Source organism: Azospirillum lipoferum 4B, assembly GCF_000283655.1.
Lineage (GTDB): Bacteria > Pseudomonadota > Alphaproteobacteria > Azospirillales > Azospirillaceae > Azospirillum > Azospirillum lipoferum_C.
This window is the reverse complement of record NC_016622.1, coordinates 204504-229640: the sequence shown is the minus strand read 5'-3', so window position 1 is coordinate 229640 and position 25137 is coordinate 204504. Positions and strand designations below refer to the sequence as shown.

24 protein-coding genes and 3 tRNA genes are annotated in these 25137 nt (G+C 65.8%); 11 read left to right on the top strand and 16 right to left on the bottom strand.

All coding sequences use genetic code 11. The features are described 5' to 3' along the window. Positions 1-40: 40 nt before the first annotated feature. Both AZOLI_RS01000 and AZOLI_RS00995 read right to left on the bottom strand, forming a co-directional pair. The gene (locus AZOLI_RS01000) at positions 41-640 is read right to left on the bottom strand and encodes a demethoxyubiquinone hydroxylase family protein (RefSeq protein WP_014246708.1); all 600 of its coding nucleotides are present in this window, start codon (positions 638-640) and stop codon (positions 41-43) included. After that, positions 637-1155, bottom strand: a complete 519-nt coding sequence (locus AZOLI_RS00995) for a disulfide bond formation protein B (RefSeq protein WP_014246707.1) — start codon at positions 1153-1155, stop codon at positions 637-639. The genes AZOLI_RS01000 and AZOLI_RS00995 overlap by 4 nt, the downstream gene beginning before the upstream one ends. Positions 1156-1391: 236 nt before the next feature. Here AZOLI_RS00995 and AZOLI_RS00990 point away from each other — a divergent pair. Next, positions 1392-1476 (top strand) — tRNA-Leu (locus tag AZOLI_RS00990). Between the two features lie 2 nt (positions 1477-1478). Here AZOLI_RS00990 and AZOLI_RS00985 read toward each other — a convergent pair. Then, on the bottom strand, positions 1479-1919 hold the full coding sequence (locus tag AZOLI_RS00985; RefSeq protein ID WP_014246706.1) for an ArsR/SmtB family transcription factor: 441 nt from the start codon (positions 1917-1919) through the stop codon (positions 1479-1481). A gap of 94 nt (positions 1920-2013) precedes the next feature. On the opposite strand from AZOLI_RS00985, the gene AZOLI_RS00980 reads away from it, so the two are divergent. After that, positions 2014-2397, top strand: coding sequence for a rhodanese-like domain-containing protein (locus AZOLI_RS00980; protein WP_014246705.1), 384 nt, complete (start codon positions 2014-2016; stop codon positions 2395-2397). Between the two features lie 49 nt (positions 2398-2446). On the opposite strand, the gene AZOLI_RS00975 is transcribed toward AZOLI_RS00980, so the two are convergent. Beyond that, positions 2447-2531, bottom strand: a tRNA-Leu gene (locus AZOLI_RS00975). Positions 2532-2785: 254 nt separating this feature from the next. Between AZOLI_RS00975 and AZOLI_RS00970 the strand changes: the two genes are divergently transcribed. Further along, complete coding sequence (locus AZOLI_RS00970) at positions 2786-2965, top strand: hypothetical protein (protein WP_014246704.1); 180 nt, start codon at positions 2786-2788, stop codon at positions 2963-2965. A 63-nt stretch (positions 2966-3028) separates the two neighbouring features. Here AZOLI_RS00970 and AZOLI_RS00965 read toward each other — a convergent pair whose 3' ends face one another. Beyond that, positions 3029-3274: a hypothetical protein gene (locus AZOLI_RS00965; protein WP_014246703.1), complete on the bottom strand. Its 246-nt coding sequence runs from the start codon at positions 3272-3274 to the stop codon at positions 3029-3031. A 106-nt stretch (positions 3275-3380) separates the two neighbouring features. After that, entirely contained in the window at positions 3381-4181 is an 801-nt protein-coding gene (locus tag AZOLI_RS00960; RefSeq protein ID WP_014246702.1) for a competence/damage-inducible protein A, read from the bottom strand. Between the two features lie 65 nt (positions 4182-4246). On the opposite strand from AZOLI_RS00960, the gene sfsA reads away from it, so the two are divergent. The 3 genes from sfsA to AZOLI_RS00945 all read left to right on the top strand — a co-directional run bounded on the left by sfsA (position 4247) and on the right by AZOLI_RS00945 (position 6488). After that, the gene (sfsA, locus tag AZOLI_RS00955; protein WP_014246701.1) at positions 4247-4984 is read left to right on the top strand and encodes a DNA/RNA nuclease SfsA; all 738 of its coding nucleotides are present in this window, start codon (positions 4247-4249) and stop codon (positions 4982-4984) included. Between the two features lie 119 nt (positions 4985-5103). After that, entirely contained in the window at positions 5104-5850 is a 747-nt protein-coding gene (map, locus tag AZOLI_RS00950) for a type I methionyl aminopeptidase (protein WP_429725872.1), read from the top strand. 131 nt (positions 5851-5981) lie between these two features. Next, positions 5982-6488: a tyrosine-type recombinase/integrase gene (locus tag AZOLI_RS00945; RefSeq protein WP_081505892.1), complete on the top strand. Its 507-nt coding sequence runs from the start codon at positions 5982-5984 to the stop codon at positions 6486-6488. On the opposite strand, the gene AZOLI_RS32220 is transcribed toward AZOLI_RS00945, so the two are convergent. The 7 genes from AZOLI_RS32220 to AZOLI_RS00920 all read right to left on the bottom strand — a co-directional run bounded on the left by AZOLI_RS32220 (position 6462) and on the right by AZOLI_RS00920 (position 13844). Next, complete coding sequence (locus AZOLI_RS32220) at positions 6462-7850, bottom strand: hypothetical protein (RefSeq protein ID WP_162487935.1); 1389 nt, start codon at positions 7848-7850, stop codon at positions 6462-6464. The two genes, AZOLI_RS00945 and AZOLI_RS32220, sit on opposite strands and share 27 nt — an antisense overlap. Positions 7851-7864: 14 nt before the next feature. Then, positions 7865-8164, bottom strand: coding sequence for a hypothetical protein (locus AZOLI_RS32215; protein WP_162487934.1), 300 nt, complete (start codon positions 8162-8164; stop codon positions 7865-7867). A gap of 295 nt (positions 8165-8459) precedes the next feature. Continuing rightward, a tRNA-Thr gene (locus tag AZOLI_RS00940) sits at positions 8460-8534 on the bottom strand. A 103-nt stretch (positions 8535-8637) separates the two neighbouring features. Further along, the gene (recQ, locus tag AZOLI_RS00935; RefSeq protein WP_014246696.1) at positions 8638-10566 is read right to left on the bottom strand and encodes a DNA helicase RecQ; all 1929 of its coding nucleotides are present in this window, start codon (positions 10564-10566) and stop codon (positions 8638-8640) included. Between the two features lie 411 nt (positions 10567-10977). Beyond that, entirely contained in the window at positions 10978-11421 is a 444-nt protein-coding gene (locus tag AZOLI_RS00930; RefSeq protein WP_014246695.1) for a (deoxy)nucleoside triphosphate pyrophosphohydrolase, read from the bottom strand. Between the two features lie 6 nt (positions 11422-11427). Beyond that, a complete protein-coding gene (gene argJ, locus AZOLI_RS00925) occupies positions 11428-12666 on the bottom strand; it encodes a bifunctional glutamate N-acetyltransferase/amino-acid acetyltransferase ArgJ (protein ID WP_014246694.1) in 1239 nt (412 codons plus the stop codon). A gap of 209 nt (positions 12667-12875) precedes the next feature. Beyond that, positions 12876-13844 carry a peptidylprolyl isomerase gene (locus tag AZOLI_RS00920; protein ID WP_014246693.1) on the bottom strand — a complete coding sequence of 323 codons (969 nt, stop codon included), beginning with the start codon at positions 13842-13844 and terminating at the stop codon, positions 12876-12878. A 498-nt stretch (positions 13845-14342) separates the two neighbouring features. Between AZOLI_RS00920 and secA the strand changes: the two genes are divergently transcribed. From secA to AZOLI_RS00905, 3 genes are all read left to right on the top strand, one after another. Next, positions 14343-17078 (top strand): preprotein translocase subunit SecA, encoded by a 2736-nt coding sequence (secA, locus tag AZOLI_RS00915; protein WP_014246692.1) that lies wholly within the window; start codon positions 14343-14345, stop codon positions 17076-17078. Between the two features lie 239 nt (positions 17079-17317). Next, a complete protein-coding gene (gene mscL / locus AZOLI_RS00910) occupies positions 17318-17770 on the top strand; it encodes a large conductance mechanosensitive channel protein MscL (protein ID WP_014246691.1) in 453 nt (150 codons plus the stop codon). 246 nt (positions 17771-18016) lie between these two features. After that, positions 18017-20740: an EAL domain-containing protein gene (locus tag AZOLI_RS00905; RefSeq protein WP_014246690.1), complete on the top strand. Its 2724-nt coding sequence runs from the start codon at positions 18017-18019 to the stop codon at positions 20738-20740. Between the two features lie 13 nt (positions 20741-20753). On the opposite strand, the gene AZOLI_RS00900 is transcribed toward AZOLI_RS00905, so the two are convergent. From AZOLI_RS00900 to AZOLI_RS00890, 3 genes are read right to left on the bottom strand one after another with little or no spacing between them, the layout of a single operon-like run. Then, positions 20754-21236: an SRPBCC family protein gene (locus AZOLI_RS00900; protein WP_014246689.1), complete on the bottom strand. Its 483-nt coding sequence runs from the start codon at positions 21234-21236 to the stop codon at positions 20754-20756. Further along, positions 21233-21571: an ArsR/SmtB family transcription factor gene (locus AZOLI_RS00895; protein WP_014246688.1), complete on the bottom strand. Its 339-nt coding sequence runs from the start codon at positions 21569-21571 to the stop codon at positions 21233-21235. Before AZOLI_RS00895 ends, AZOLI_RS00900 begins: the two co-directional genes overlap by 4 nt. A 51-nt stretch (positions 21572-21622) precedes the next feature. Beyond that, positions 21623-21946, bottom strand: coding sequence for a DMT family transporter (locus AZOLI_RS00890; protein WP_014246687.1), 324 nt, complete (start codon positions 21944-21946; stop codon positions 21623-21625). Between the two features lie 197 nt (positions 21947-22143). On the opposite strand from AZOLI_RS00890, the gene AZOLI_RS00885 reads away from it, so the two are divergent. Beyond that, positions 22144-23712, top strand: a complete 1569-nt coding sequence (locus tag AZOLI_RS00885; protein WP_014246686.1) for a lysine--tRNA ligase — start codon at positions 22144-22146, stop codon at positions 23710-23712. Between the two features lie 501 nt (positions 23713-24213). Next, the gene (locus tag AZOLI_RS00880) at positions 24214-25125 is read left to right on the top strand and encodes a hypothetical protein (RefSeq protein ID WP_014246684.1); all 912 of its coding nucleotides are present in this window, start codon (positions 24214-24216) and stop codon (positions 25123-25125) included. The last annotated feature ends 12 nt before the right edge of the window (positions 25126-25137 follow it).

The window sequence follows — 25137 nt, the reverse complement described above, 5'->3', positions numbered from 1 at the left end:
AAGGCGGGGGCGTGAAGCCCCCTCCCCCCAAAACTGTCCCTCAGACCCGTTCCGCCACCCAGATCACCGCGCGCGTGCCGGCCTTGATCGCCGCCGACAGCACCGGATAGCCGGCCGCAAGCTCCGCCTCGTTGACGAGGCCGATGTCGCGGTGCTCGACCTCTTCCGCCTGGAACTTGCGGATGCTGTCGGCAAGCTCCTGCTCGTCGGGGCCGAGCTGCTTCAGCTGCGCCTCGTAATGCTCCTCGATCACCTCTTCGACGGCGACGGTGCAGGCCATCGCCGCGCGCTCGCCGAGAATCGCGGTGCCGGCACCCAGCAGGAAGCCGGTGACATGCCACAGCGGCTGCAACAGGGTCGGCCGCACGCGGCGCCGGTTCAGCTGCTTCTCGAAATATTGCAGATGGACCAGCTCCTGCTCCGCCATGTGGCGCAGGGTCTTGCCGTGCCGGCCCTTGCCGATGACGGCGATCTGGCCCTCATAGATGCGCTTGGCGCCATATTCGCCGGCATGGTCGACGCGGACGATGCGGGCCAGCCGCTGGCGCCGCGGCAGGTCGCCGGGCAGCGCGCCCTTCGTCGCGCCGGCAGAGGCGCGGGCGGAGGCGCGGGCGGTGGTCGGAGTGTTCGTTTCGCTCACAGTGCAGTCCTCGACACCGGGGTGCGGATGTAGGCGGCGCGTGCCGCGACGAAGGCGTAGGCCGCCAGCGCCAGCGAGATCGCCACGTTGTAGCCCGCCATGGAAATGCCGAACAGCGACCAGGCCACTTCGTCACAGCGGGTGACCGGCGCCGCCATCACCTGCGCCCGCAGCGCCTCCAGCGAGTTCGCCGGGGCCGAGCCGCCGCAGGACGAGGTGCCGGCCCACCAATGCTGCTCCACCCCGACGTGATAGGCGGCGATGCCGGCGCCGGCCAGCAGGGCAAGCCCGCTCGCCACCAGCAGCGCGTCGCCCAGCCCCTTCCAGCGGCGGAACAGCCAGGTCACCAGCCCGAACACCATCACCGCCACATAGGGCCAGCGCTGCATGATGCAGAGGACGCAGGGCTGGTAATCCAGCACGAACTGGAAGAACAGGGCCGACAGCAGCACGCCGGCACTGGCCAAGGCCAGCAGAAGCGCGGCAATGCGGGGATCGTCGAAGATGCGGGACATGAGGGGCTCGGTCGTCATGGCCGACAAGGTAGCGCGTGCGCGACCGTTCGACCAGCCGTCCGCGACGCGCGCATGGCCCCTGCGACGGCATGGCAGGGACGGTGCTGCCGCCGGGGAATAAGCGTGGCTATGGCTGCGTCCCCCGGCGCCGGCCGGCGGGGGGATCGGGCCGGAGAGAAACCCTGCATCTTTTGCACTTTCCGTTTCCGGACGGTTGCGTTAGAAGAGGCGTCGCTGCGGGCGTGGTGAAATTGGTAGACGCGCCGGACTCAAAATCCGGTTCCGCAAGGAGTGTCGGTTCGAGTCCGACCGCCCGCACCACCTTATTCCGACCGGTCTCCCGGTCCGGACCGGCAACTTGCCGTCCCTTCCTCCGACACCGAATCGGTCGCAGCATCGGCCACGGCTCCGCCCACAGCACCGCCCACTGCGGCACCGCAGGACGGTGCGCTCGCGCCGGACGAGTCCGGCGTGTGGCAGAACAGGTCGGCCAGCACCTCTATGACAGCCGTCACTTCCCGGCTGGCGATCGAATAGAAGATGGTCTGCGACCGTCGCCGCGTGCGGACCAGCCCGTCGGCGCGCAAGCGCGCCAGATGCTGCGACAGGGCCGACTGGCTGAGACCGACGATCTCGCCCAGCTGGCCGACGCTGCGCTCCCCCTGCCCCAATTCGCACAGGATCAGCAGGCGCGCCTCGTTGGACAGCGCCTTCATCAGCTTGGCGGCGGGCCGCAGCCCCGGGGTCAGGATGGACGCACTCATTGACACTAAATTAGAAATTACTAATTTTATGGTCAAGGGTTTTCCCGGCATCCGCCCGGCCCGTCCGACCGTCCCAATTCAAGGCATCCCGACCATGTCCCTGTGCACGCTGTTCCGCCGCCTGATCCCCGCCGCCCCGTCGACCGACCGGGGCGGCGCCGCTCCCATCCGCCAGATCGACGCGGCGACCGCCATCGAGTGGCAGGCCAGCGGCCAAGCGGTGATCGTCGATGTTCGCGAAGCCCACGAACATGCCGCCGGCCATATTCCCGGCGCCATCCTGAACCCACTCTCCTCCTTCGACCCGTCGCGGGTCCCGGCCGATCCGGCCAAGCATCTGGTTTTCCATTGCCAGGGTGGCATGCGCTGCGGCCCCGCCGCCGAACGCATGGTGGCCGCCGGCCACACCGGCCCCATCAACCGCCTGCGCGGCGGCTTCGCCGCCTGGGTCAATGCCGGCGGTTCCGTGGAACGCTGATGTCGGTATGGAGGCAGGCCGGACTGTAAAGACGTTACTGCAATGAAGTTGGTGCGGGCGGCGGGACTCGAACCCGCATACCTTAGGGTGAGGGATTTTAAGTCCCTTGCGTCTACCGGTTTCGCCACGCCCGCGCCCCGGACTCTGCCATCATAGACCGGTCAGGCGACCGGAACATGACGGCAAAGCTCATGTCGACGGAACGGCCCCGCGCTGCCCGCGCAGATTGCATACCTTGTTATGCAACGCACCGTTCCGTGGTCATGACTTAGACAATCGCGGGGCTGCGGGTCAAGGGGGCTTCGCAAAACCGCAGGCATTCCCATATCGAAGGAAGCGCAACTGTGGGAAATGCCCCGACCGGGGCCGGGGAAAGGGAGGACGCGGCGTGAGCGAGACGAACTGGCTGTCGCTGGTGGCGCTTCTGATGGTGGCCGTTCTGGTGGTGCCGGCGGCCCTTCGGCGGAACCGCGGAGTCGTGCTGCGCAACGCAGCACTCTGGCTGGCGGCAATTGTCGCGCTGGTGTGGATTTATGACCGCTTCGGGCCGTTCGGCGCCAATTTCTGAACGCAGCCGGTCCGAACGTCCAGCCCGCAGGATGCTTCGCAGAGCTTCAGGGGCCAGAATGCTTCAGGGACGGGTGTCTTCGTTCATCGCCATGATGCCGATTCCCATCGACACGCTGCCGAAGGTCAGCATCAGGCCGGCATAGAGCATGACGGTCGCGGTGATCCCGTATTCGCTGTTGCCGATCAGCGTCGCCAGCTTGGCGACGTCGAACCACAAAAGGCCGGTGGCCAGCACCACCGCACCGGCAATCCCTGCGGCCAAATGGCGCAGAAGGAACAACAACGCCGCTTTCTCAAAGCTCTTCATGGCGGAGCCTCCCGGCACACGCGATCTGGATCATAGGGAACCAATGTAGGCCCGAATCGGGTCGGGACAATCGATCCGCCGACATAGCTCCGGTCATAGCGCCGCATTACCCCTTCGTACCAACCGTGACGGTCGGCGTGCCCCCCAGACGGCCAATAATGCTTGCCAATTCATCGGCTGCCGCCGCCACCTCCACCTCGTCGGTGCCGCGCAGGACCAGGCTGACGCCGAAGAAGCCGTTGCGGAAGTAAGGATAGCTGCCGATCTCCAGGGCCGGATGGCGATCCTGCAAGTCCGACAGATCGGCGGCGATCACCCCCTCCCCCAACTCGCAGGCCACCGTGCGGGCATGCAGCGCCGGCCCGCCGGCCAGCCGCGGCAGGAGGCCGTCCAGCATCGCCCGCATGATGTTGGGCACCCCGGCCATGACGAAGACGTTGCCGATCTGGAACCCCGGCGCCTGGCTGACCGGGTTGTCGATCAGGATGCCGCCGGCCGGGACATTGGCCATGCGCAGCCGCGCCTCGTTCAACTGGCCGGCGGCATAATGGCGCTCCAGCCGGGCGACCGCCTCCGGATTGCGCTCCAGCGCCACGCCGAAGGCCTTGGCGACGCAGGCTGCGGTGATGTCGTCGTGGGTCGGGCCGATGCCGCCGGTGGTGAAGACATAGGTGTAGCGGGCGCGCAGAGCGTTGACCGCAGCGACGACCTCCTCCTCCACATCCGGCACCACGCGGGCCTCGCGCAGCCGCACGCCGATCTCCGTCAGCTTCTCGGCGATGTGGCCGAGGTTGGCGTCCTTGGTGCGGCCCGACAGGATCTCGTTGCCGATCACCAGGACGGCGGCAGTGGGATTTGCGGCGGTCGGGTTTGCGGCAACCGGGTTTTCTGCGGTCTCGGACGTCATGGCTTGCGGGTCTCCGTGGAACGCTCTTGTCGAGCGGGAAGGCCAGGGGTAGCGTCGCCGCCAAGATGCGCTTTCCGACCCCCCTTCTTCAAGGCCGCCTGATCCGCCGCTACAAGCGGTTCCTTGCCGATGTCCTGCTGGACGGGGTGGAGGTGACGGCGCATGTCCCCAATTCCGGCAGCATGATCGGGCTGGACATCCCCGGCTCCGCCGTCTGGGTGTCGCGCTCCGACAACCCCAACCGCAAGCTGGCCTATACGCTGGAGCTGGTGGAGGCCGCCGCCCCCTGGGGCGAGGGGCTGGTCGGCGTCAACACCGGCCATCCCAACGCGCTGGTCGCCACCGCGATTGCCGCCGGCACCATCCCGGAGCTGGCCGGCTACGACCGGCTGCGGCGCGAGGTGAAATACGGCCGCAACAGCCGAATCGACGTGCTGCTGGAGGACGACCCGGCCAAACCCGCCCCCCGGCCTCCCGCCTATGTCGAGGTGAAGAACGTCCATCTCCGCCGCCCCGATGGCCCGCACGGTGACGCCGCCGAGTTTCCGGACTGCGTCACCGCCCGCGGCGCCAAGCATCTGGAGGAGATGGCGGCGATGGTGGCCCAGGGCTGCCGCGCGGTCATGCTCTATCTTGTCCAGCGCGGCGACTGCACCCATTTCCGCACGGCGGCCGATCTCGACCCGGCCTATCACGACGGTCTGCGCCGCGCGCTGGATTCGGGGGTGGAGGCGCTGTGTTGGTCTTGCGCGATCACGCCCGAATCGATTGAATTGGACCGGCCGCTGCCGATCCGGCTGTAACGCCGCGGCAGGTTCGGGCATCGGGCTTTCGGTTACTTGGCATAGGGGCTTTCGTCTTGGAACAGGATCACGTCGAATCCAACCGCGTCCGTCTTCATGGTCCGGAGGGATTCGAAGGCATGCGCAAGGCCGGCCGGCTGGCCGCGCTGGCTCTGGACTACATCGTCCCCTATGTGCAGCCGGGCGTCACCACGGGCGAGCTGGACCGCCTGCTGGAGCAGTTCATCCGCGACCATGGCGGCATCCCCGCCCCGCTGGGCTATCGCGGTTTCCCGCGCGCCAACTGCATCTCGGTCAACCATGTCGTCTGCCACGGCATCCCCGGCGACAAGCGGCTGGTCGACGGCGACATCCTGAACATCGACGTCACGCCGATCGTCGACGGCTGGTACGGCGACAGCAGCCGCATGTATCTGTGCGGCGAGGTGGGCGTGAAGGCGCGCAAGCTGGTCGACGTCACCTATGACGCGCTGATGATCGGCATCGCCGCGGTGAAGCCGGGCGCCACGCTGGGCGACATCGGCCACGCCATCCAGACCTTCGCCGAGTCCCACCGCTTCTCGGTGGTGCGCGATTTCTGCGGCCACGGCGTCGGCCGCGTCTTCCACGAGCCGCCGTCGGTCCTGCATTACGGCAAGCCGGGCGAGGGTCTGGTGTTGAAGGAAGGTATGATCTTCACCATCGAGCCGATGATCAACACCGGCCGCCCCGACGTGAAGATCCTGGGCGACGGCTGGACCGCCGTGACCAAGGACAAGTCGCTGTCCGCCCAGTTCGAGCATTCCATCGGCGTGACCGCGGACGGCGCGGAGATCTTCACCCTGTCGCCGGCGGGGTATACGAAGCCGCCTTACGCGGTGGAGTGAGGCTGACGGGTATTGTGGGGAGAGTGGCGGGCGCCGTGTCGGGGGATGCGGCGCCCGAGTTGTTTTTGGCGGCCAGCCGGACCAGATGAACACCCTCTGCGCCGCCGCCATCAAGGCCGGCCGGGGGGTCACTGGCGCTCGCAGTTCGGCTGGCGCTCGATATCGGCCAGCGACAGGGAGACATCCTGGCGCTGAAATGGTCGGACTATGACGGCACGGCCTTCAGCCTGGTGCAGGGCAAGACCAAGCACGCCCTGCGGGTGCCGGTGACGCCGGCCATGCAGGCACTGCTGGGGAAGTTGAAGCGCGACGCCGTGCAGGTGATCGTCAGTGAGGCGACCGGCCGGCCGTACCAGAAATTCCACTTCGGCCATGAGTTCGCCCGGATCCGTGCGCTCGCCCAGCTGCCGGCGGAGCTTCAGTTCCGCGATCTGCGCCGCACCGCCGCCACCGAGTTGGGCACGGCCGGCGCGACCGATGACGAGATCCGGTCGGTCACGGGGCACCGGTCCCGCGGCGTGGTCGCCGTTTATGTCCGGCCGGATGACCGCATGGCGGCATGCCGCGCAGATAAAGAGAACAATGAGAAAAGAATAGTCCGCAGGATAACTCTACAATATCTTGGAAAAATCCACTAAAAATACGAAGTACATCAACGCAATGGTCGCCAAGCCAAGAAATATCCAAGCTATCACTTGGACAGGACGATCCAGAAAATGGAAAAGCCTTAGCGTCTTTCTGAACAACGGAAAGGCCTTCGGCTCACCAAAAGTTGCAATTTTTGCATAAATCACATACAGAAAGATTACCAAAAACAAACACTCAAATGGATGAACAAGCATCATCCTCGCCGCACCCAAGAGAGCTGGGTGCGCCTTGATACTACCCGCGCCATCTGCCAAACTAAGCAGAGCCACAAACGCGAATACAGCACCAAGAATGCTCAGGAGCAGAGACCGAAGACCATCCCTCTTCCTGACATTCTCCGCATACCTAAGCTCTAAAGCTGACTTTGCCGCAGAAATACTTTCTTTAGTTTGTTCATTATAGTATGTTGGCAGGTTCTCAGCTGAATTTTTATCCAGTTCGTCTTTGCATATATTTTCAAAAGTCTCAGCATAGGCAATTACACCCATAGCATTCGCAAGGGTATCGCTATGCGGCGCACGCTTTAGATCAATGACCTTCCGATACATTGAATAGAGGGTACCGAGCCTCCAGTTGAAGTCATCATCGATCTTATCAATCCTGTGAAGATCTGAAATTGTATCTGTCTTAGGATCATGGTGCTGATGCCGATGCCCAATATCCCTCAAGAAGAAAAATAACTGGGCTGAAAGCAAATGCATCATGTGCCCTCTGTTAGGGGCATCCTTTGGAAAAGCAGGGGCCTTGCTTGAAACAACGGGCTTGAGAGGAACCGCAATAGATACGGTTCCCGACCGAGACAGTGAGAATTGCGCATTGAAACTTGAGAGCGTCTTAGCTCCATTAATAGTTGCCTGATATTTCGCCGCCACATGTTCATCTAGCGAACACGAGAGAGAATACGCTCGATATTGCCTAATATGATCCTGAAGCTCCTTTAGTATAGGGGCTACATGATTTTTCCAAACCTCAGTATTCTCAAATAAAATTAACCAGCCATCTAGAAATTCCTGCTTGCGGCCCTCGTGATGGACAGTCTTGGCTATGCAGACAAAATAGAAATCTCCCTTAAGTTTTAGCATCAAGGGAGCTAGCGCTGATTTGAATGGAAGAACGACATCAGACGCATCTCGTCTCTGATAGCAGACAATATAACTTGTCTTGCCATCTGAACGATTTGCACTAACCGCCTTAGTGGGAAAGGATGATTGCCCAAAGGCTCGAAAAGACAGACGACCACTGACCGCCGGAACCCAACCACGGAAGTGGTAGGGATGCTTGGCAGTATCCGCCTTAAAAGCTTCGCTTTTTGAGGGAAGCGAAGCCTTCGATAAATCACCTTGAGTGCTCAACAGTTTTGCTACTGTTACTGCCGAGCCGGCCGAAGGGAGGCCGAAATCGCCTCTTCAGACAGTCGCCCTTGCTCTACCCAGCTATTGGTATTGCGGTCGATCGCAATACCAGCTGAAACCCGGTAATCACGAGCACCATCGAATACCGTCTCGATCTCGCCACGCAGAGCTTTACGAAAGCCGCCAGTGCGATCCCGATTGCGTGCGTACTCATGCCCATCAGCTCGGAACAGCTTGGCTGCGAACATAAAGCACGATACAGCAAACGAGCCGAGGGCCAAGAGCACCACGGCTTGGATCAGATTGGGCAGCATAGCATCCCCCCGATACGGCTCGGTCGACCGAAGCTCTTAACGCCATATGGCATGGATAAGCACGGGTTGACACGTATTATTCTGCGATAATCCACTAGCGCGCCATAAACGCAACGAAATGACCCACTCCCCGGAGTCCTGGATTCCGAAAGGAATCGAATTGTGACGGGAAAGTTGGCCATAGCTCGCAAATTTCTGTCGACTCGACGTTGCTGTTTGATCTGGCGCATAAACAAACACAGGGCTCGTTGCCGAGCCCTGTGTGGGAAACCGGCAAATCCGCCGGTGGGAAAACTGGTGCCGCAACAGGGATTTGAACCCCGGACCTACTGATTACGAATCAGTTGCTCTACCCCTGAGCTACTGCGGCGTCGTTGTGGCGCGGAACATAGCGAGGTGCTTCGTGGGATGCAAGCGGTGAATTTCGGAAAAATCAACCGCCCGCACTCATCCCTGCCATGCACCCGAAAGCCTCACCCGTGCTGCCGGATCACCTCCAGGAAGGCGTCGGCGTAGCGTTCCAGCTTGCGTCCGCCCACCCCCGGCAGATGGGCGAAGGCGGTGTGGTCGCGGGGGCGCTGGGCCACCATCTCCAGCAGCGTGCTGTCGTGGAAGATCACATAGGGCGGCACGCTCTGCGCCTTCGCCAGCGCGGTGCGGCAATCCTTCAGCGCATGCCACAGCGCGTCGTCGGCCGCAGACAGGGCGCCGCGGGCGCCGGAGCGCGACACGCCCTCCCCGCTCGATCCGCCGCCGGCCGACCCGCCCCGCGCGGTGTGGCGGCGCAGCGCGTCGTGGACGCCGCGGCGGCGCTCCAGCACCGGATCCTTGCGCAGCTTTACCACCCGCTGCCCCTTGATGACCGACACCCCGGCATCGGTCAGGCGGAAGCCGCCATAGCCCTCCAGGTCGACGGTCAGCAGGCCGGTCGCCACCAGCTGGCGGTAGACCGACTGCCATTCGACCTTGGTCAAATCCGTGCCGACGCCGAAGGTCTTCAGCCGGTCATGCTGCTGCTGCACCACCTTCTCGGTGGCGTTGCCGACCAGCACGTCGATCAGGTGCCCGGCGCCATAGCGCTGACCGGTGCGGTAGACCGCCGACAGCGCCTTCTGCGCCGCGACGGTGCCGTCCCAGGTCTCGACCGGGTCCAGGCAGGTGTCGCAGTTGCCGCAGGGCTCCGGCAGCGTCTCGTTGAAATAGTTCAGCAGCACCTGCCGGCGGCAGTCCGGCGTCTCGCAGAAGCCGAGCAGAGCCTCCAGCTTGCCGCGCTCCACCCGGCGGTGGCTGTCGCCGGCCTCCGACTGTTCCAGCATCTGGCGCAGCATCACCACGTCGGCCATGCCGTAGGCCATCCAGGCGTTGGCGGGCAGGCCGTCGCGGCCGGCGCGGCCGGTCTCCTGGTAATAGGCTTCCAGGCTCTTGGGCGGGTCGAGGTGGCAGACGAAGCGGACATTCGGCTTGTCGATGCCCATGCCGAAGGCGACGGTGGCGACCATCACCAGACCCTCGCTCTTGATGAAGCGGTCCTGGTTGGCCTCGCGCACGTCGGCAGGCAGCCCGGCATGGTAGGGCAGAGCCTCGCGGCCCTGTTGGTTCAGCCAGGCGGCGACATCCTCCACCTTGTTGCGCGACATGCAATAGACGATGCCGGCGTCTTCCGGGTGGTTCTCACGCAGGAAGGCCAGCATCTGCTGGCGCTCGCTCTTCTTCGGCACCACGCGGTAGGTGATGTTGGGCCGGTCGAAACTGGACAGGAAGACGCGGGCGTCGGTCAGCCCCAGCTTGTCCTTGATCTCGGCGCGGGTCTGCACGTCGGCGGTGGCGGTCAGCGCGATGCGCGGCACCATCGGGTGGCGTTCGTGCAGGATCGACAGCTGCAGATATTCGGGGCGGAAATCATGGCCCCACTGCGACACGCAATGCGCCTCGTCCAGCGCGAACAGCGCCAGCCGGGTGCGGTCGAGCAGGTCGAGGAAACGCGGCGTCACCAGCCGTTCCGGCGCGACATAGACGAGGTCGATCTCGCCCTGCACCATCGCCCGCTCCACCTCCCGCGCCTCCGCCGGGCCGAGGGAGGAGTTGAGGAATGCGGCGCGCACGCCAAGCTCCCGCAACGCCGTCACCTGGTCGCGCATCAGGGCGATCAGGGGGGAGACCACGACCGTCACGCCGTCGCGCACCAGCGCCGGGATCTGGTAGCACAGCGACTTGCCGCCGCCGGTCGGCATCAGAACCAGCGCGTCGCCGCCGCGCACCACATGGTCGATGATGTCGGCCTGCTGGCCGCGGAAGGAGTCGTAGCCGAACACCGTCCGCAGCGCCTCGAGCGCCGTGGCCGGCCGTTGACCGGGGGCATCGTCGGACGCATCCCGGTTGCTGTAGGAAAACAACGAATCCACGCCGATGCGGTTCAGGAAAGTGGTGCCGGAGATCCGGCTTGTCGTCTCAACGCCCCATCATGTGGCACAGATCGTCCCCGGGGCAAAGCCGCAAAGGGTCACGCCCGGGAACAAAGGTCGGACCCTTACCGCCACCACCACACATTGGTGTGAAACAGTGGCGCCCGTTCATCGTCCGCGTGTAAACTGAAAACGGCGGATGGGTGGTCCATCCGCCGTTTCAGAAGGAGGAAGGTGGCATGAATAAGATGCCGTTCTTCCTGGTGCTCCGGTGGCGGAGATGGCGGATCGAAATCCGCTTGATCCACCGCTAGGCATCGGGAGCGCGCCGGCGGGTGCGGGATCACCCGTCGGCCACCTCCGAAAAATATACAGCCGCGCGGCCCGATTTTCAACGCGCGGTATCGGCCGCTACAGCAGATCCCGCAGCATCGCCACCAGCGGCACGTCGGCCGGCGGCATCGGGTAATCGCCCATCCGGTTCGGGTAGACCCAGGCGAGCTTCTGCCCCTCCTGCGGCATCACGTCGCCCTCCCACACCCGGCAGACATAGAGCGGCATCAGCAGGTGGAAGCTCTCATAGCTGTGCGAGGCGAAGGTGAAGGGGGCGAGGCAGCTTGCCGCCGTGTCGATGCCCAGCTCCTCCTTCAGCTCGCGCACCAGCGCGGCCTCCGGCGTCTCGTCGGCATGCACCTTGCCGCCGGGGAACTCCCACAGGCCGGCCAGCGATTTGCCGGGCGGGCGCTGGGCCAGCAGCACGCGCCCGTCGGCATCGACGAGCGCAACCGCGACGACCAGCAGCACCGGCAGCGAACCGGGGGCGGGGGTGGAGCTGGGATCGAAACAGGCGGTCACGGCTGGTCAGCTCCGATAGCTGCCGTTGATGTCGATGTAGCCGTGCGTCAGGTCGCAGGTCCACACCTTCGCCGTGCCCTTGCCCAGGCCGAGGTCGACGTCGATGTCGATCTCCTTGCCCTTCATGTGGGCGGCGACCGGCGTCTCGTCATAGCCGGGAACCTCCATCCCGTCGGCGCAGATCAGGGTGCCGCCGACGGTGATCTTGATGAGATCGCGGTCGGCGCGCTCGCCGGCGCGGCCGATGGCGGCGACGATGCGGCCCCAGTTGGCGTCCTCGCCGGCCACCGCGGTCTTGACCAGCGGCGAGTTCGCCACCGTCATGCCGATCCGCTTGGCGGCGGCGTCGCTGTCGGCGCCGCGCACGGTGATGGCGATGAACTTGGTCGCCCCCTCGCCGTCACGCACCACCTGCAGCGCCAGATCGAGCAGCAGATCCTCCAGCGCGGCGCGGAACTCCGCCAGTTCGGCGGCATCGGCGCTCGACACCGGGGCGTTGCCGGCTTTGCCCGTCGCGAACAGCAGCAGCGTGTCGCTGGTCGAGGTGTCGCCGTCCACCGTGATGGCGTTGAAGGTACGCTCGGTGAATTCCGACAGCATGTCCTGCAGAGCGGAGGCGGCGATGGCGGCGTCGGTGAAGACGAAGCCCAGCATCGTCGCCATGTCCGGCGCGATCATGCCGGAGCCCTTGGCGAAGCCGGCGATGGTCACCGTCGTCCCGCCGATGGTGGCGGTGCGCACGGCGCCCTTCGGGAAGGTGTCGGTGGTCATGATGGCGCGGGCAGCCTTCTCCCACGCGGCGGAGTCGGCAGCGAGGTTCGGGGCCATCGGCGCCAGGCACTTGCCGATGGCGTCGGCGGCCAGCGGGATGCCGATCACGCCGGTCGAGGCGATATAGACCTCGTCCGGGGCGCAGCCCGCCAGATCGGCGGCGGCGCTGACGGTGGCCTGCACGGTGGCGTCGCCCGCCTTGCCGGTGAAGGCGTTGGCGTTGCCGGCATTCACCACCACGGCGCGGGCCGAGCCCTTGGGCAGGCTGTCGCGGCACCAGATCACCGGGGCCGAGCAGGTCAGCGACCGGGTCAGCACGCCCGCCACGCTGGTGCCGGGATCCAGCACGGCCAGCAGCAGATCGTCGCGGCCCTTGTATCGGATGCCGCTGTTCGCCGTGGCGATGCGCACGCCCGCGATGGGCGGCAACGTCGGGAAGCTTGCGGGAGCCAGGGGAGAAAGGGTCGTGGCCATGGAGGGGTTTCCCGTGGTGGGGAGTGGTGGTGGCGTGGTGGGAATGAGAAAGCCTCAGGCCCCCTCCCCAGCCCTCCCCCGCCCTCGGCCGGCCGAAGGCCGGTCCGATCGCGGGAGAGGGAACTGCCGCCGCTCTGCCATAAGGCACCCTCTCCCGCGAAGCGGGGGAGGGTTGGGGAGGGGGCAAGGGGGGGCTTGTACGCCTGACCTTACTTCTTCGCCGGCTCCGCCGGAGCGGCGGGAGCGGCCGGGGCCGGGGCGGCGGCCGGCTCTTCCTTCGGCATCGGCGAGCCGTCGAGCTGGAAGGTCTCGATCTTCGCCTTGCCGCGCAGCTCCTCGACCAGAGCGGTGACGATGTCCTTCGACAGCGTCTGCTCCAGCTGCGGCTTCACCTCGTCCAGCGTCGGCTGCGGCTGGGTCCGCTTATCCTCGACCTTGATGATGTGATAGCCGAACTGGGTCTTGACCGGCTCCTTGCTGATCTCGCCCGGCTTCATGGCGAAGGCGGCGTTGGCGAAGGGCTCGACCATCGCGTCCTTGGTGAAGTAGCCGAGGTCGCCGCCCTGGGCCGCCGCGGCGGCGTCCTTGGACTTCTCCTTGGCCAGCTTGGCGAAATCGCCGCCCTTCTTCAGCTGGGCGATGATGGCCTTGGCCTCGTCTTCCTTCTCGACCAGGATGTGGGCGGCCTTGACCTCCTCCTGCGCCGGGTTCTCCTTCAGGAAGTCCTGATAGGCCTTCTGCATCGCGTCGGGGGTGATGCGGGCCTTGATCTCCTTCTGGATGAAGGCGCGCTGCACCGCGCGCTCCTCGGCGCGCTTGATCTCGTCCTTGACCTCGGCCGAATCGGCCAGACCGGCCTTGTAGCCGGCCGAGGCGACCAGCTTGCCGCTGACCAGCTGGTCGATCACCGCCGGATAGATCATCTCGATCGGCATCTGCTGCACCTGGGGCGGCAGCTGCGAGACCATGCGGGAGACGTCCGACTTGTGCAGCTCCTCGCCGTTGACGCGGGCGACCACCGGATCGGCCGGAGCGGCAGGCGTGGCCGGAGCCGAGGCGGCCGGGGCCGGCGTGGCCGGCGCGGGGGTGGCGGGAGCCGGCGTCTGGGCATTGGCGGCCAGCGCGATGCCACAGGCGGCAACCGACAGGAGCGCGGTGCGGAACACTCGTTGAACCATGGCGTGTCTGTTTCCTTCCGGCGGATGCTTCGCGACAAGAGGGCGGCCGATGGATCGGAGCCCCGGTTCGCATGGCCTGCGGCATCGGAGCCATCCGCCGCTCCGCGCCCGATTCCGCAAGGGATTAAGCATGGCTGGCCCCCGCGGGGCAAGGGGTGCGCTTGGGACCCCCGCCGGGATGATCCCCGCCTGGATCCCACACCGGGGTTCCGGCGGCCATGAGCCTCTCCAACGATCTGTGCCCTGCACCCGGCAATACCAGCCCCGAACCCGTCCGTCAGCCGCCTTCCCGCATTCTGGACGCGATTTCATCGTTCCGTCATGCCCGCAACGGCCCGGGTGGCGCCATTGTGGCGCCGTTGCGGTGCCATTGCGGCGCCATCGACGATGCCGCAGGGAGGCTCCGCCTGCCCGGTCTCGTTGACAGGGCCTTGCCATAGTCCTATGTGAGACCCGTCGATAGACTGGCCCGCATTCCGCTTCACTCCCGAGGTTTTCATGTTCGGCGCTCTCGCCCGCAAGATTTTCGGCACCGCCAACACGCGCGCGGTCAAGGCGCTGCACAAGACCGTGGCTCAGATCAACGCGCTGGAGCCGTCGGTCGCGGCGCTGACCGACGACCAGCTGAAGGGTCGCACCGACTGGCTGCGCGACCGGCTGGCCAAGGGCGAGACGCTGGACGACATCCTGCCCGACGCCTTCGCCACCGTGCGCGAGGCGGCCAAGCGCGTGCTGGGCCAGCGCCATTTCGACGTGCAGCTGATGGGCGGCATGGTGCTGCACAGCGGCAAGATCGCGGAGATGCGCACCGGCGAAGGCAAGACCCTGGTCGCCACGCTGGCCGTCTACCTCAACGCGCTGGAAGGCAAGGGCGTCCACGTCGTCACCGTGAACGACTATCTCGCCTCGCGCGACAGCGGCTGGATGGCGCGGGTCTACGGCTTCCTCGGCCTGACCACCGGCTGCATCGTCCACGGCCTGGACGACGACGAGCGCCGCGCCGCCTATGCCGCCGACATCACCTATGGCACGAACAACGAGTTCGGCTTCGACTATCTGCGCGACAACATGAAGTTCCGGCTGGAGGAACTGGTCCAGCGGCCCTTCAACTTCGCCATCGTCGACGAGGTCGACTCGATCCTGATCGACGAGGCGCGCACCCCGCTGATCATCTCCGGCCCCTCGACCGATTCGTCCGAGATGTATGTCCAGGTCGACCGGCTGATCCCGATGCTGGTGGCCGAAGACTACGAGAAGGACGAGAAGCACCGCACAGTCAGCTTCACCGAAGCCGGCCAGGAGCATATGGAACAGCTGCTGGGCCAGGCCGGGCTGCTGAAGTCGGGCGGGCTCTACGACATCCAGAATGTGGCGCTGGTCCACCATTCGCAGCAGGCGCTGCGCGCCCACATGCTGTTCCAGCGCGACAAGGACTACATCGTCAAGGACGACAAGGTCGTCATCATCGACGAGTTCACCGGCCGCATGATGGAAGGCCGCCGCTTCTCCGAAGGCCTGCACCAGGCGCTGGAAGCCAAGGAAAAGGTGACGATCCAGCGCGAGAACCAGACGCTGGCCTCCATCACCTTCCAGAACTATTTCCGCATCTACCCGAAGCTGGCCGGCATGACCGGCACCGCGCTGACCGAAGCGGCGGAGTTCGGCGAGATCTACGGGCTGGAGGTGGTCGACATCCCGACCAACGTCCCGGTCAAGCGCATCGACCATGACGACGAGGTCTATCGCACCGCGACCGAGAAATACCATGCGATGATCGACCTGATCGAGGACGCGCGCAAGCGCGGCCAGCCGGTGCTGGTCGGCACCACCTCGATCGAGAAGTCGGAGCTGCTGGCGGATCTGCTGACCAAGCGCGGCATCCCGCACAACGTCCTGAACGCCCGCCACCACGAACAGGAAGCCTACATCGTGGCCCAGGCCGGCCGCGCCGGCGCGGTGACGGTCGCCACCAACATGGCCGGCCGCGGCACCGACATCCAGCTGGGCGGCAACCTCCAGATGCGCATCGAGGTCGAACTGGCCAACGTGCCGGAAGGCCCGGAGCGCGAGGCCCGCATCAAGCAGATCGAGGCCGAGATCGCCGAGGCGCGCGAGGCGGTCAAGCAGGCCGGCGGCCTCTATGTCGTCGGCACCGAGCGGCACGAAAGCCGCCGCATCGACAACCAGCTGCGCGGCCGCTCCGGCCGCCAGGGCGACCCCGGCACCTCGAAATTCTTCCTGTCGCTGGAAGACGACCTGATGCGCATCTTCGGGTCGGAGCGGATGGACAGCATGCTGCAGCGTCTCGGCCTGAAGGAAGGCGAGGCGATCATCCATCCCTGGATCAACAAGGCGCTGGAAAAGGCGCAGCAGAAGGTCGAGGCGCACCACTTCGAGGTCCGCAAGAACCTGCTGAAGTTCGACAACGTCATGAACGACCAGCGCAAGGTCGTCTACGAGCAGCGCCACGAGGTGATGGAGAGCGCCGACATCGCGGATGAAATCCGCGAGATGCGCCACCAGATCATCGCCAACATGGTGTCGACCGCCATCCCGGCCAACAGCTACTCCGAACAGTGGGACATCGACGGCCTGCACGAAGGCGTGAACCGCGTGCTGGGCATGGACCTGCCGGTCCACGACTGGGCCAAGGAAGAGGGCATCGCCGAGCCGGAGATCGAGGAGCGCGTGCGCGAGGCCGCCGACCGCAAATATGCGGAGAAGGAGGAGGCCTATGGCGCCGAGACGATGCGGCATGTGGAAAAGAGCATCCTGCTCCAGATCCTGGACCAGGAATGGAAGGACCACCTGCTCCAGCTCGACCATCTGCGCCAGGGCATCAACCTGCGCGCCTATGCCCAGAAGGATCCGCTGAACGAGTACAAGCGCGAGGCCTTCGAGCTGTTCGACAGCATGCTGATGGCGCTGCGCGAGCAGGTCACCACCATCCTGATGCATGTCGAAATCCGCATGGCCCCGTCGCAGGAGGAGCTGTTCGCCCGCCAGATGCAGGAGATGCACGAGGGCCGCATGGACCCGGCGCTGGCGATGGCGGGCCTGGGTGCCGGCGAAGATGAAGCCCTGCCGGCCGGCATGGTCCGCGCCTCGTCCCTCGCCGGCACGCCGGAAGACCAGCCGCTGCCGGCCTCGGTGATGGAGAACACGCCGCGCAACGCCGCCTGCCCCTGCGGTTCCGGCAAGAAGTTCAAGCACTGCCACGGGCGCATGGCGTAAGGGTCGGGGAGCCTCAGCCGGGCGCCCCCTCCCTCCCGCTCTTGCGAGCGGGTCCCTCCCTCCCCCGCTTTGCGGGAGAGGGGAAAGTTCGCAATGCGGCGGCAGTCCCCTCTCCCGCGATCGGACCGGCCTTCGGCCGGCCGAGGGCGGGGGAGGGATAGGGAGGGGGCAAGAGTCCCCTTGAAACCAACCCCTCCCCACCCCGTTTCCCTCCCGTAACCACAGGGGGACGGGATGCCATGTTGGAAGAGTTCAAGAAATTCATCAGCCGCGGCAATGTCGTGGAGCTGGCCGTCGGCATCATCATCGGTGCCGCCTTCACCGGGATCGTCAATTCCCTGGTCAAGGACATCCTGATGCCGCCGATCGGCTGGGTCATGGGCGGCATCGATTTCTCCAACTATTTCTTCAACCTGTCGGGCGGACGCTACGACTCCCTGCAGGCGGCCGAGGCGGCAGGCGTCGCCACCATCAACTACGGCCGCTTCATCAACGCCTGCATCAATTTCCTGATCGTGTCGGGCGCCCTGTTCCTGATCGTGCGGCAGGTCAACCGGCTGCACATCCTGCACAAGGAAGCGCCGAAGACCCCGCCGCGGCAGGAACAGCTGCTGGAGGAAATCCGCGACGCCCTGCGCGCCCGGCCGCGGGACGCCACTGACGCAATTCCGCCCCCCGAGCGTCCGGCCTGAGGTCGTCGCCTGAGGCCGCATTCCCCCAAAACGGGTGTTTGTCGCGGGGTTGGGAGACCCCCCATTGCCGACTGGGGGCGAACGGGCTACCCTCTCTGGCGAGGTGGCGGGAGCGGGGCGGTGGCGGCCGGATGACGGCGCCCGGTTTCGCAGCCGTCATGTGCGCCCCCGGCAAGAGCCCCCGGCCAGAGCGATGCCAATGTCCGTCCGCCGCTTCCCACCCGCCATCCGCGCCGGAACCCGAGGATGAACCTCGATCCGCGGACCGCCCGTCATGGACGATCTGCGGGCCGGCCCTTCGGGAGCCGGGACCTGGGGGGCCGGTGTCTTGCCGGCGGGCTGGTCGCGCTGTGCCTGCTTGCCGTGCTGCTGCTGCCGATGCTCGCCGTCGGGCCGGTCCAGGCGATCGGCTCGCCACGGCCGGCGCAGACGGCGCAGCCGGCGTCCGATGCGGGACTGCTGCCGGCCGAACTCCGGGTTGCTCTGGATGACAATTACCCGCCCTACAGCTTCCGCAACGCCGACGGCACCCATGTCGGGATCGTGAAGGACCTGTGGGCGCTGTGGTCGCAGAAGACCGGCGTCCCGGTGCGGATGATGCCGAGCGACTGGAATCTGGCGCGGCAGGCGATGGACACCGGCGCCGCCAACGTGATCGAGACCATCTTCCGCAACGAAGCGCGCGATGCGATCTACGACTTCTCCACCCCCTACGCCCGTGTCGATGTGCCGATCTGGTTCAGCAGCGACCTCAGCGGGATCACCGGGGTGGAGTCGCTGCGCGCCTTCACCGTCGGCGTCAAGGACGGCGATTTCTGCATCGAATGGCTGACCGATCAGGGCATCACCGCCTTCCAGCGCTATTCGGGCTTCGAGGTGATGGTCGATGCCGCCTCCCGGCAGGAGACGCGGGTCTTCTGCATGGACGACCCGTCGGCCACCTATTACATGACCAAGCGCGGGGTGCAGGGGCGCTTCCGCTACACCGATCCGCTCTATACCGGCGAACTGCACTGGGCGGTGCGCAAGGGCGATGCCGCGCTGCACCGCCTGATCTCCGACGGCTTCGCCCGCATCACGCCGGAGGAACGCAAGGCGATCGAGCAGCGCTGGGTCGGCCGCAGCCTGGGCGGGGTCAGCCCCGGTCTGATCGACCTGCTGCTCAAGCTGCTGGCCGGCCTCGTGGTGCTGGGCATCGGCGCGCTGGTCTGGGTGCTGCTGCTGCGCCGGCAGGTGGAAAGCAAGACGGAAAGCCTGCGCACCGCGGTCGCCGCCCTGACCGCCAGCGAGGAGCGCGTCCGCACCATCTTCGACAGCGTCACCGACGCCATCTTCATCCACGACCTCGACACCGGCGCCATCCTGGAGGTCAACCGGCGGATGGCGGAGATGTACCGCATCGGCGACACGCCGCTGGCGGACATCCATGTCGGAATGCTCAGCTCCGGCCTGCCGCCCTATACCCAGGACGAGGCGGCGGCCTGGATCCGCAAGGCGTCCGGCGGCGAGCTGCAGCTGTTCGAATGGCATGCCCGCCGGCTGGACGGCACCCTGTTCTGGGTGGAGGTCAGCATGCGGCGCGCCACCGTGGACGGCAACGACCGCCGCCTGCTGGTCGTCGTGCGCGACATCACCGAACGCAAGGCGGCGCAGGAGCGGGTGGAGTATCTGGCGCGCCACGACGTGCTGACCCTGCTGCCCAACCGGCTGCTGCTGCAGGACCGCACCGAACAGGCGCTGGCGCGGGCGGAGCGCAACGGCCGTCTGGTGGCGCTGGTCGCCTGCGGGCTCGACCGCTTCAAGACAGTGAACGACAGCCTCGGCCACGCCGTGGGCGACGCCCTGCTGCGTGCGACGGCGGGCCGGCTGAAGGCCGCGGTGCGCGACACCGACACGGTCAGCCGCAGCGGGGGCGACGAGTTCATCCTGCTGCTGTCCGGCCTGCCCGACGTCGACGCGGTGGTGGAAACGGTCGCGTCCCTGCATGAGAGGATCGCGGCTCCCTTCCAGATCGCCGGGCACGAGCTGACCGTCACCCTGTCCTCCGGCGTCGCGCTGGCTCCGGCCGACGGCAAGGATTTCGCCACCCTGCTGAAGAACGCCGACACCGCCCTGCACCACGCCAAGGCCGCCGGCCGCGACACCCACCGCTTCTATGCCGAGGCGATGAACGCCGAGGCGGTCGCCCATCTCTCCACCCGCAGCGGCCTGCGCCGCGCGCTGGAACGGGGCGAGTTCCTGATCCATTACCAGCCGCAGGTCAGCCTGGAGACCGGTGCGGTGATCGGGGCGGAAGCCCTCCTGCGCTGGAACCATCCCGACAAGGGCATGGTCCCGCCCGGCGCCTTCATCCCCATCGCCGAGGACAGCGGCCTGATCGTCCCCATCGGCGCCTGGGTCCTGGCGGAGGCCTGCCGTCAGGCGGCGGAATGGCACGCCCGCGGCCTGTCGCTGTCGGTGGCGGTCAACCTGTCGGCCCTGCAGGTCCAGCGCAGCGACCTCGTCCGCACCGTCACCGGTGCGCTGGCCGACAGCGGGCTGGACCCGCTGCTGCTGGAGCTGGAACTGACCGAATCGATGCTGATCCGGAACACCGACCTGGTGATGGACAACCTGCGCCGGATCAAGGCGATGGGCGTGCAGGTGTCGATCGACGATTTCGGCACCGGCTATTCCAACCTGTCCTATATCGGCCGGCTGGCGGTGGACAAGCTGAAGATCGACCGCAGTTTCGTCGCCGACCTCACCAGCAACCACGACAGCGCCAAGATCACCGCCGCCGTGATCCAGATGGCCCACAGCCTGAACCTGACCGCCGTGGCGGAGGGTGTGGAGGATGCCGAGACGCTGGAGGCCCTGCGCCAGCTGAACTGCGACGTCGCCCAGGGCTATTTCCTCGGCCGCCCCGGCCCGGCCGAGGCGGTGGAACGCGCCGCCCGGCAGGTGAACCCGTTCAAGGTCGGGGTCTGAACGGGCAGTCCCCTCACATCCCCTTCACCAGGGCGACGAGCTGGTCGAGCGCGGTCCTCCACCCCTGGTGGAAGCCCATCTCCTCATGCTGCGTCTTGGCCGCTTCGTCCTTGTGGAAGGCGATGGCGGTATAGAGCGTGCCGCCGGCCGTCGGCTCTATGGTGACCGACGCGGTCATGAATCCGCCGCCGGTGGGACGAAATCCCGGCCCGAGCGCGTCGGTAAAGACGAGAAGCCTCTCCGGCTCCACCGCCAGGAAGCAGCCGGTACTGTCGTTCCTCTCGCCGTTCGGCCCTTCCATCACCGTGCGGAACTTGCCGCCGGGCCGCAGGTCGATCTCACAGGCGGTGGTCCGCCAGGGTGCGGGAGTGAACCACTTCATCAGAAGTTCCGGTTCGGTCCAGGCCCGCCACATCAGGCTCGGCGGAACCGCGACCTCGCGCTTCAGTTCAAGATCGAGCTGCGGATTGAAAGACGCTGCGCTGTAAGCGGTCATGGGGTCTCTTCCTCCCGTTTGTTCAGATCCAGCACCAAGCTGTCCAGTTGGTCGAGCCGCTTCGTCCAGAGATTCCGCTGGGCTTCAAGCCAGCTTTCCGCCGCCGCCAGCGCCTCCGGCTTCAGCGTGCAGGTGCGCACCCGACCGACCTTCCGCGTTTCGACGAGTCCGCTGTCCTCCAGCATCTTCAGATGCTGGAGAAAGCTGGGCAGAGCCATGTGGAAAGGTTTCGCAAGGTCGCCGACCGACGCCGGACCGCGTCCAAGCGCCTGAATAACCGCCCTGCGCGTGGGGTCCGCCAGCGCGCGAAAAGTCATGTCGAGTGCCACATCCATGACGGCACCCTACCGGCAACCAACACTTAGGTCAACACCTAACTATTGCGGTCACGCCGCCCCGTTCGCCATATGCAGGCTGATCACCCCGGCAACGATCAGGGCGATGCCCACCACCTTCATCACCGTCAGCGATTCCCCGAACACGAACACGCCGATGGCGGCGATGGCCGCCGTTCCCGCCGCCGACCAGATGGCATAGGCGATGCCGACCTCGATGGTCCGCAGCGCCTTGGCCAGCAGCACGAAGGCGACGCCATAGCAGACCACCACCACTGCCGCGGGGCCGAGCCGCGTCATGCCGTCCGACATCTTCATCGCAGAGGTGCCGACGATCTCGAACAGGATCGCCACCACCAGATACAGCCAGCTCATCGACGTGCAACGCCCCGACAGGTCCCGCAAAGCCGATCCCGCGGGCGGCGCGCAGGATGAACCGGACGGGGGAGCGCCGCAAGAGCGGCCGAACACGGCCCACGCCGGACACCCACGGTTGACGCCACGCCCGCCCGGCCCTAGGGTCTTTGCCCTCATTCCCAACTTTATCTTTGTGGTTTCGAAAGGGTCCGACGATGACCGGCGAACGGGATCTGGCGTTGCAGGCGAAGGCATGGCCGTTCGAGGAGGCGCGCAAACTGGTCGCGCGCTTCGCGAAAGCGCCGCCCGCCAAAGGCTATGTCCTGTTCGAGACCGGCTATGGTCCGTCGGGCCTGCCGCATCTCGGCACCTTCGGCGAGGTGGCGCGCACCAGCATGGTGCGCCACGCCTTCCAGACCATGAGCGACATTCCGACCCGGCTGTTCTGCTTCTCGGACGACATGGACGGGCTGCGCAAGGTCCCCGACAACATCCCCAACAAGGAGATGGTGGCGGCCAATTTGGGCAAGCCGCTGACCCAGGTGCCCGATCCCTTCGGCACCCATGACAGCTTCGGCGCCCACAACAACGCCCGGCTGCGCGCCTTCCTCGACAGCTTCGGCTTCGAGTACGAGTTCCAGTCCTCCACCGACTGGTACAAGTCCGGCCGCTTCGACGAGGCGCTGCTCGGCATCCTGCGCCATTACGACGAGGTGATGGCGGTGATGCTGCCCACCCTCGGCGCCGAGCGTCAGGCGACCTACAGCCCCTTCCTGCCCATCTCGCCCTCGACCGGGCGGGTCCTGCAGGTGCCGATGCTGGAGCGCAACGTCGATGCCGGCACCATCGTCTTCCAGGACGAGGACGGCAAGAAGGTGGAGCTTCCGGTCACCGGCGGCCATGTGAAGCTGCAGTGGAAGCCCGACTGGGGCATGCGCTGGTTCGGGTTGGGCGTCGATTACGAGATGTACGGCAAGGATCTGATCCCGTCGGCCGACCTCGCCGGCAAGATCTGCAAAATCCTCGGCGGTACCCCGCCGGAAGGCTTCAATTACGAGTTGTTCCTCGACGACAAGGGCCAGAAGATCTCCAAGTCGAAGGGCAACGGCCTGACCATGGAGGAATGGCTGGCCTATGCGCCGCAGGAAAGCCTCGCCCTCTACATGTTCCAGAAGCCGAAGTCGGCCAAGCGCCTCTATTTCGACGTCATCCCGCGCGCCGTCGACGAATATCTGACCTTCGTCGACAAGGTCCATGGCGAGGAGCCGGCGAAGACGCTGGAGAACCCGGCCTGGCACATCCACAACGGCAAGCCGCCGGCGGTGCGCTCCGACGTGTCGTTCAACCTGCTGCTCAACCTGGCCGGCGCCGCCAACGCCGAGACCAAGGACACCATGTGGGGCTTCATCCGCCGCTACGCGCCCGACGCCACGCCGGAGAACAGCCCCTTCCTGGACAGCATGGTCGGCTATGCCGTGCGCTACTACCAGGATCAGGTGAAGCCGACCAAGCAGTTCCGCGCCCCCACCGATGCCGAGCGCGCCGCCCTGCAGGACCTGCTGGCCAAGCTGGACAGCCTGCCGGCCGACGCCCGCGCCGACACCATCCAGAACGAGGTGTTCGCGGTGGGCAAGGAGCATGGCTTCACCGAACTGCGGGCGTGGTTCCAGGCGCTGTACGAGGTGCTGCTGGGCCAGACCACCGGTCCGCGCATGGGCTCCTTCATCCAGCTCTACGGCATCGACGAGACCAAGGCGCTGATCCGCGAGAAGCTGGCGGCCTGATCGCGTCCTTTCCATTTGGATGAAAAGGGAGCGTCGAAAGGCGCTCCCTTTTTCGTTTGCGAACCCTTGTGAACGCGATCGTTTTCGCAAACAATCGTTCGTCTGACGTCCGATTCCTATTTTGCTCAGACAATATGCAGAAAGCTGCCTCTCAGCCCATCTTGTGTGCAAACCAAATGCTATCTCATACCACGCTATGCGGATGTCGCACCGCACCAATTCGAAATCCGTGGTACCGCTAACACGGCCGTGGCCGTACACTCCGCCGCGTTACTGCATTTTGCAGTGCGTTTCCTCCCTAGACTAAAGGCCGCGCCCAATTGGGCTGCGGCCTTTTTTTTGCCTGAACCGCCAGCCTCGCCCCTTCTTCGACCGTCGTCCCGACAGCCCCTGTGATGGCCGTCACAGCAAGATCGATAAAATACCGGATAAATTGTTCCGGCAATCGCGACCGCCCGGGACGGGCGGCAAGCCGGACCCCATCGGAAGGGAGGGCGTGGGATGACCGCCGATCCGCCGCCGTTCGAACGCCACCATCGCACGGCGCAGGCCCTGGTCAGCACCTTTCAGGAAGCGCTGGAGCCTCAATTCACCGCCAAGGGCGCCCTGTCGCGCGAGGAGTTCACCCGCGCGATGGGGCTGATGATGGCGCATTGGCCATCGGTGCTGCCGCTGTTCGCATCGATCTGCCAATCCTGCACCGCAGGTTCCTGCACCGCGTCCGGTTGCGGCGGCTGCACGACGCCGGGGGACGGGCAACAGCCTCTCCATCACGATGGACGCCGCCGCGATTTCGTCACCCGCCTGATGGTCTCCGCCCTGCGCACCCGCCTGCCCGACAGCATGGACCCGATCACCGGCGCCAGCTTTCCCCAGGTGATCCTCCCCGGCCTGCAATCGACGCTGACCGCCCTGTTCTACGAGAAGGAATGGGAGGCGCTGAATGCCAGCGCCATTTCGCTGTTCAACCGGCTGGGGACCGACCGCGATGCGGATGTCTGGCAGAGGCTTGCGCGCGAGGAAACGCTGGCGGTGCTGGCCGGCACGCCCTTCGTCCGGGTGATGCTGCGCTTCCGCCAGTTCCACCAGCAGCGGCAGACCTTCATGCGGCGGATGACCGAACGGCTGCGCGACCGGCAATTCATCTTCGCCGATGAGCATTTCCAGACGCTGTTCGACGCCATGTTCGGCCATCTTCGCGACGGTCTGCGCACGGAACTGGACCGCGCCCGCACCGATATCCATTACGGCGAGGGAACGGCGGAGGCGCTTCTGCGCATCTTCGACCAGTTCGACAAGCACAAGCAGGAGCAGTCGGTTCCCGTCCGCGTGCTGGGCGGCCGGCAGATGCCGCGCCCGATGCTGGCCCAGCGCAGCATGCTGGGCGCCACCCCGGCGGCCAAGCGGCGCTGATCCCCGATGGCG

Bases quoted from the DNA above. Each gene is read 5' to 3' on its own strand.
- AZOLI_RS00995 (WP_014246707.1), bottom strand. From the start codon at position 1,155: ATGTCCCGCATCTTCGACGATCCCCGCATTGCCGCGCTTCTGCTGGCC.
- AZOLI_RS00985 (WP_014246706.1), bottom strand. From the start codon at position 1,919: ATGAGTGCGTCCATCCTGACCCCGGGGCTGCGGCCCGCCGCCAAGCTG.
- AZOLI_RS00980 (WP_014246705.1), top strand. From the start codon at position 2,014: ATGTCCCTGTGCACGCTGTTCCGCCGCCTGATCCCCGCCGCCCCGTCG.
- AZOLI_RS00965 (WP_014246703.1), bottom strand. From the start codon at position 3,274: ATGAAGAGCTTTGAGAAAGCGGCGTTGTTGTTCCTTCTGCGCCATTTG.
- AZOLI_RS00960 (WP_014246702.1), bottom strand. From the start codon at position 4,181: ATGACGTCCGAGACCGCAGAAAACCCGGTTGCCGCAAACCCGACCGCC.
- sfsA (WP_014246701.1), top strand. From the start codon at position 4,247: ATGCGCTTTCCGACCCCCCTTCTTCAAGGCCGCCTGATCCGCCGCTAC.
- map (WP_429725872.1), top strand. From the start codon at position 5,104: ATGCGCAAGGCCGGCCGGCTGGCCGCGCTGGCTCTGGACTACATCGTC.
- AZOLI_RS32215 (WP_162487934.1), bottom strand. From the start codon at position 8,164: ATGCTGCCCAATCTGATCCAAGCCGTGGTGCTCTTGGCCCTCGGCTCG.
- argJ (WP_014246694.1), bottom strand. From the start codon at position 12,666: ATGGCCACGACCCTTTCTCCCCTGGCTCCCGCAAGCTTCCCGACGTTG.
- AZOLI_RS00920 (WP_014246693.1), bottom strand. From the start codon at position 13,844: ATGGTTCAACGAGTGTTCCGCACCGCGCTCCTGTCGGTTGCCGCCTGT.
- secA (WP_014246692.1), top strand. From the start codon at position 14,343: ATGTTCGGCGCTCTCGCCCGCAAGATTTTCGGCACCGCCAACACGCGC.
- mscL (WP_014246691.1), top strand. From the start codon at position 17,318: ATGTTGGAAGAGTTCAAGAAATTCATCAGCCGCGGCAATGTCGTGGAG.
- AZOLI_RS00905 (WP_014246690.1), top strand. From the start codon at position 18,017: ATGAACCTCGATCCGCGGACCGCCCGTCATGGACGATCTGCGGGCCGG.
- AZOLI_RS00900 (WP_014246689.1), bottom strand. From the start codon at position 21,236: ATGACCGCTTACAGCGCAGCGTCTTTCAATCCGCAGCTCGATCTTGAA.
- AZOLI_RS00895 (WP_014246688.1), bottom strand. From the start codon at position 21,571: ATGGATGTGGCACTCGACATGACTTTTCGCGCGCTGGCGGACCCCACG.
- AZOLI_RS00890 (WP_014246687.1), bottom strand. From the start codon at position 21,946: ATGAGCTGGCTGTATCTGGTGGTGGCGATCCTGTTCGAGATCGTCGGC.
- AZOLI_RS00885 (WP_014246686.1), top strand. From the start codon at position 22,144: ATGACCGGCGAACGGGATCTGGCGTTGCAGGCGAAGGCATGGCCGTTC.
- AZOLI_RS00880 (WP_014246684.1), top strand. From the start codon at position 24,214: ATGACCGCCGATCCGCCGCCGTTCGAACGCCACCATCGCACGGCGCAG.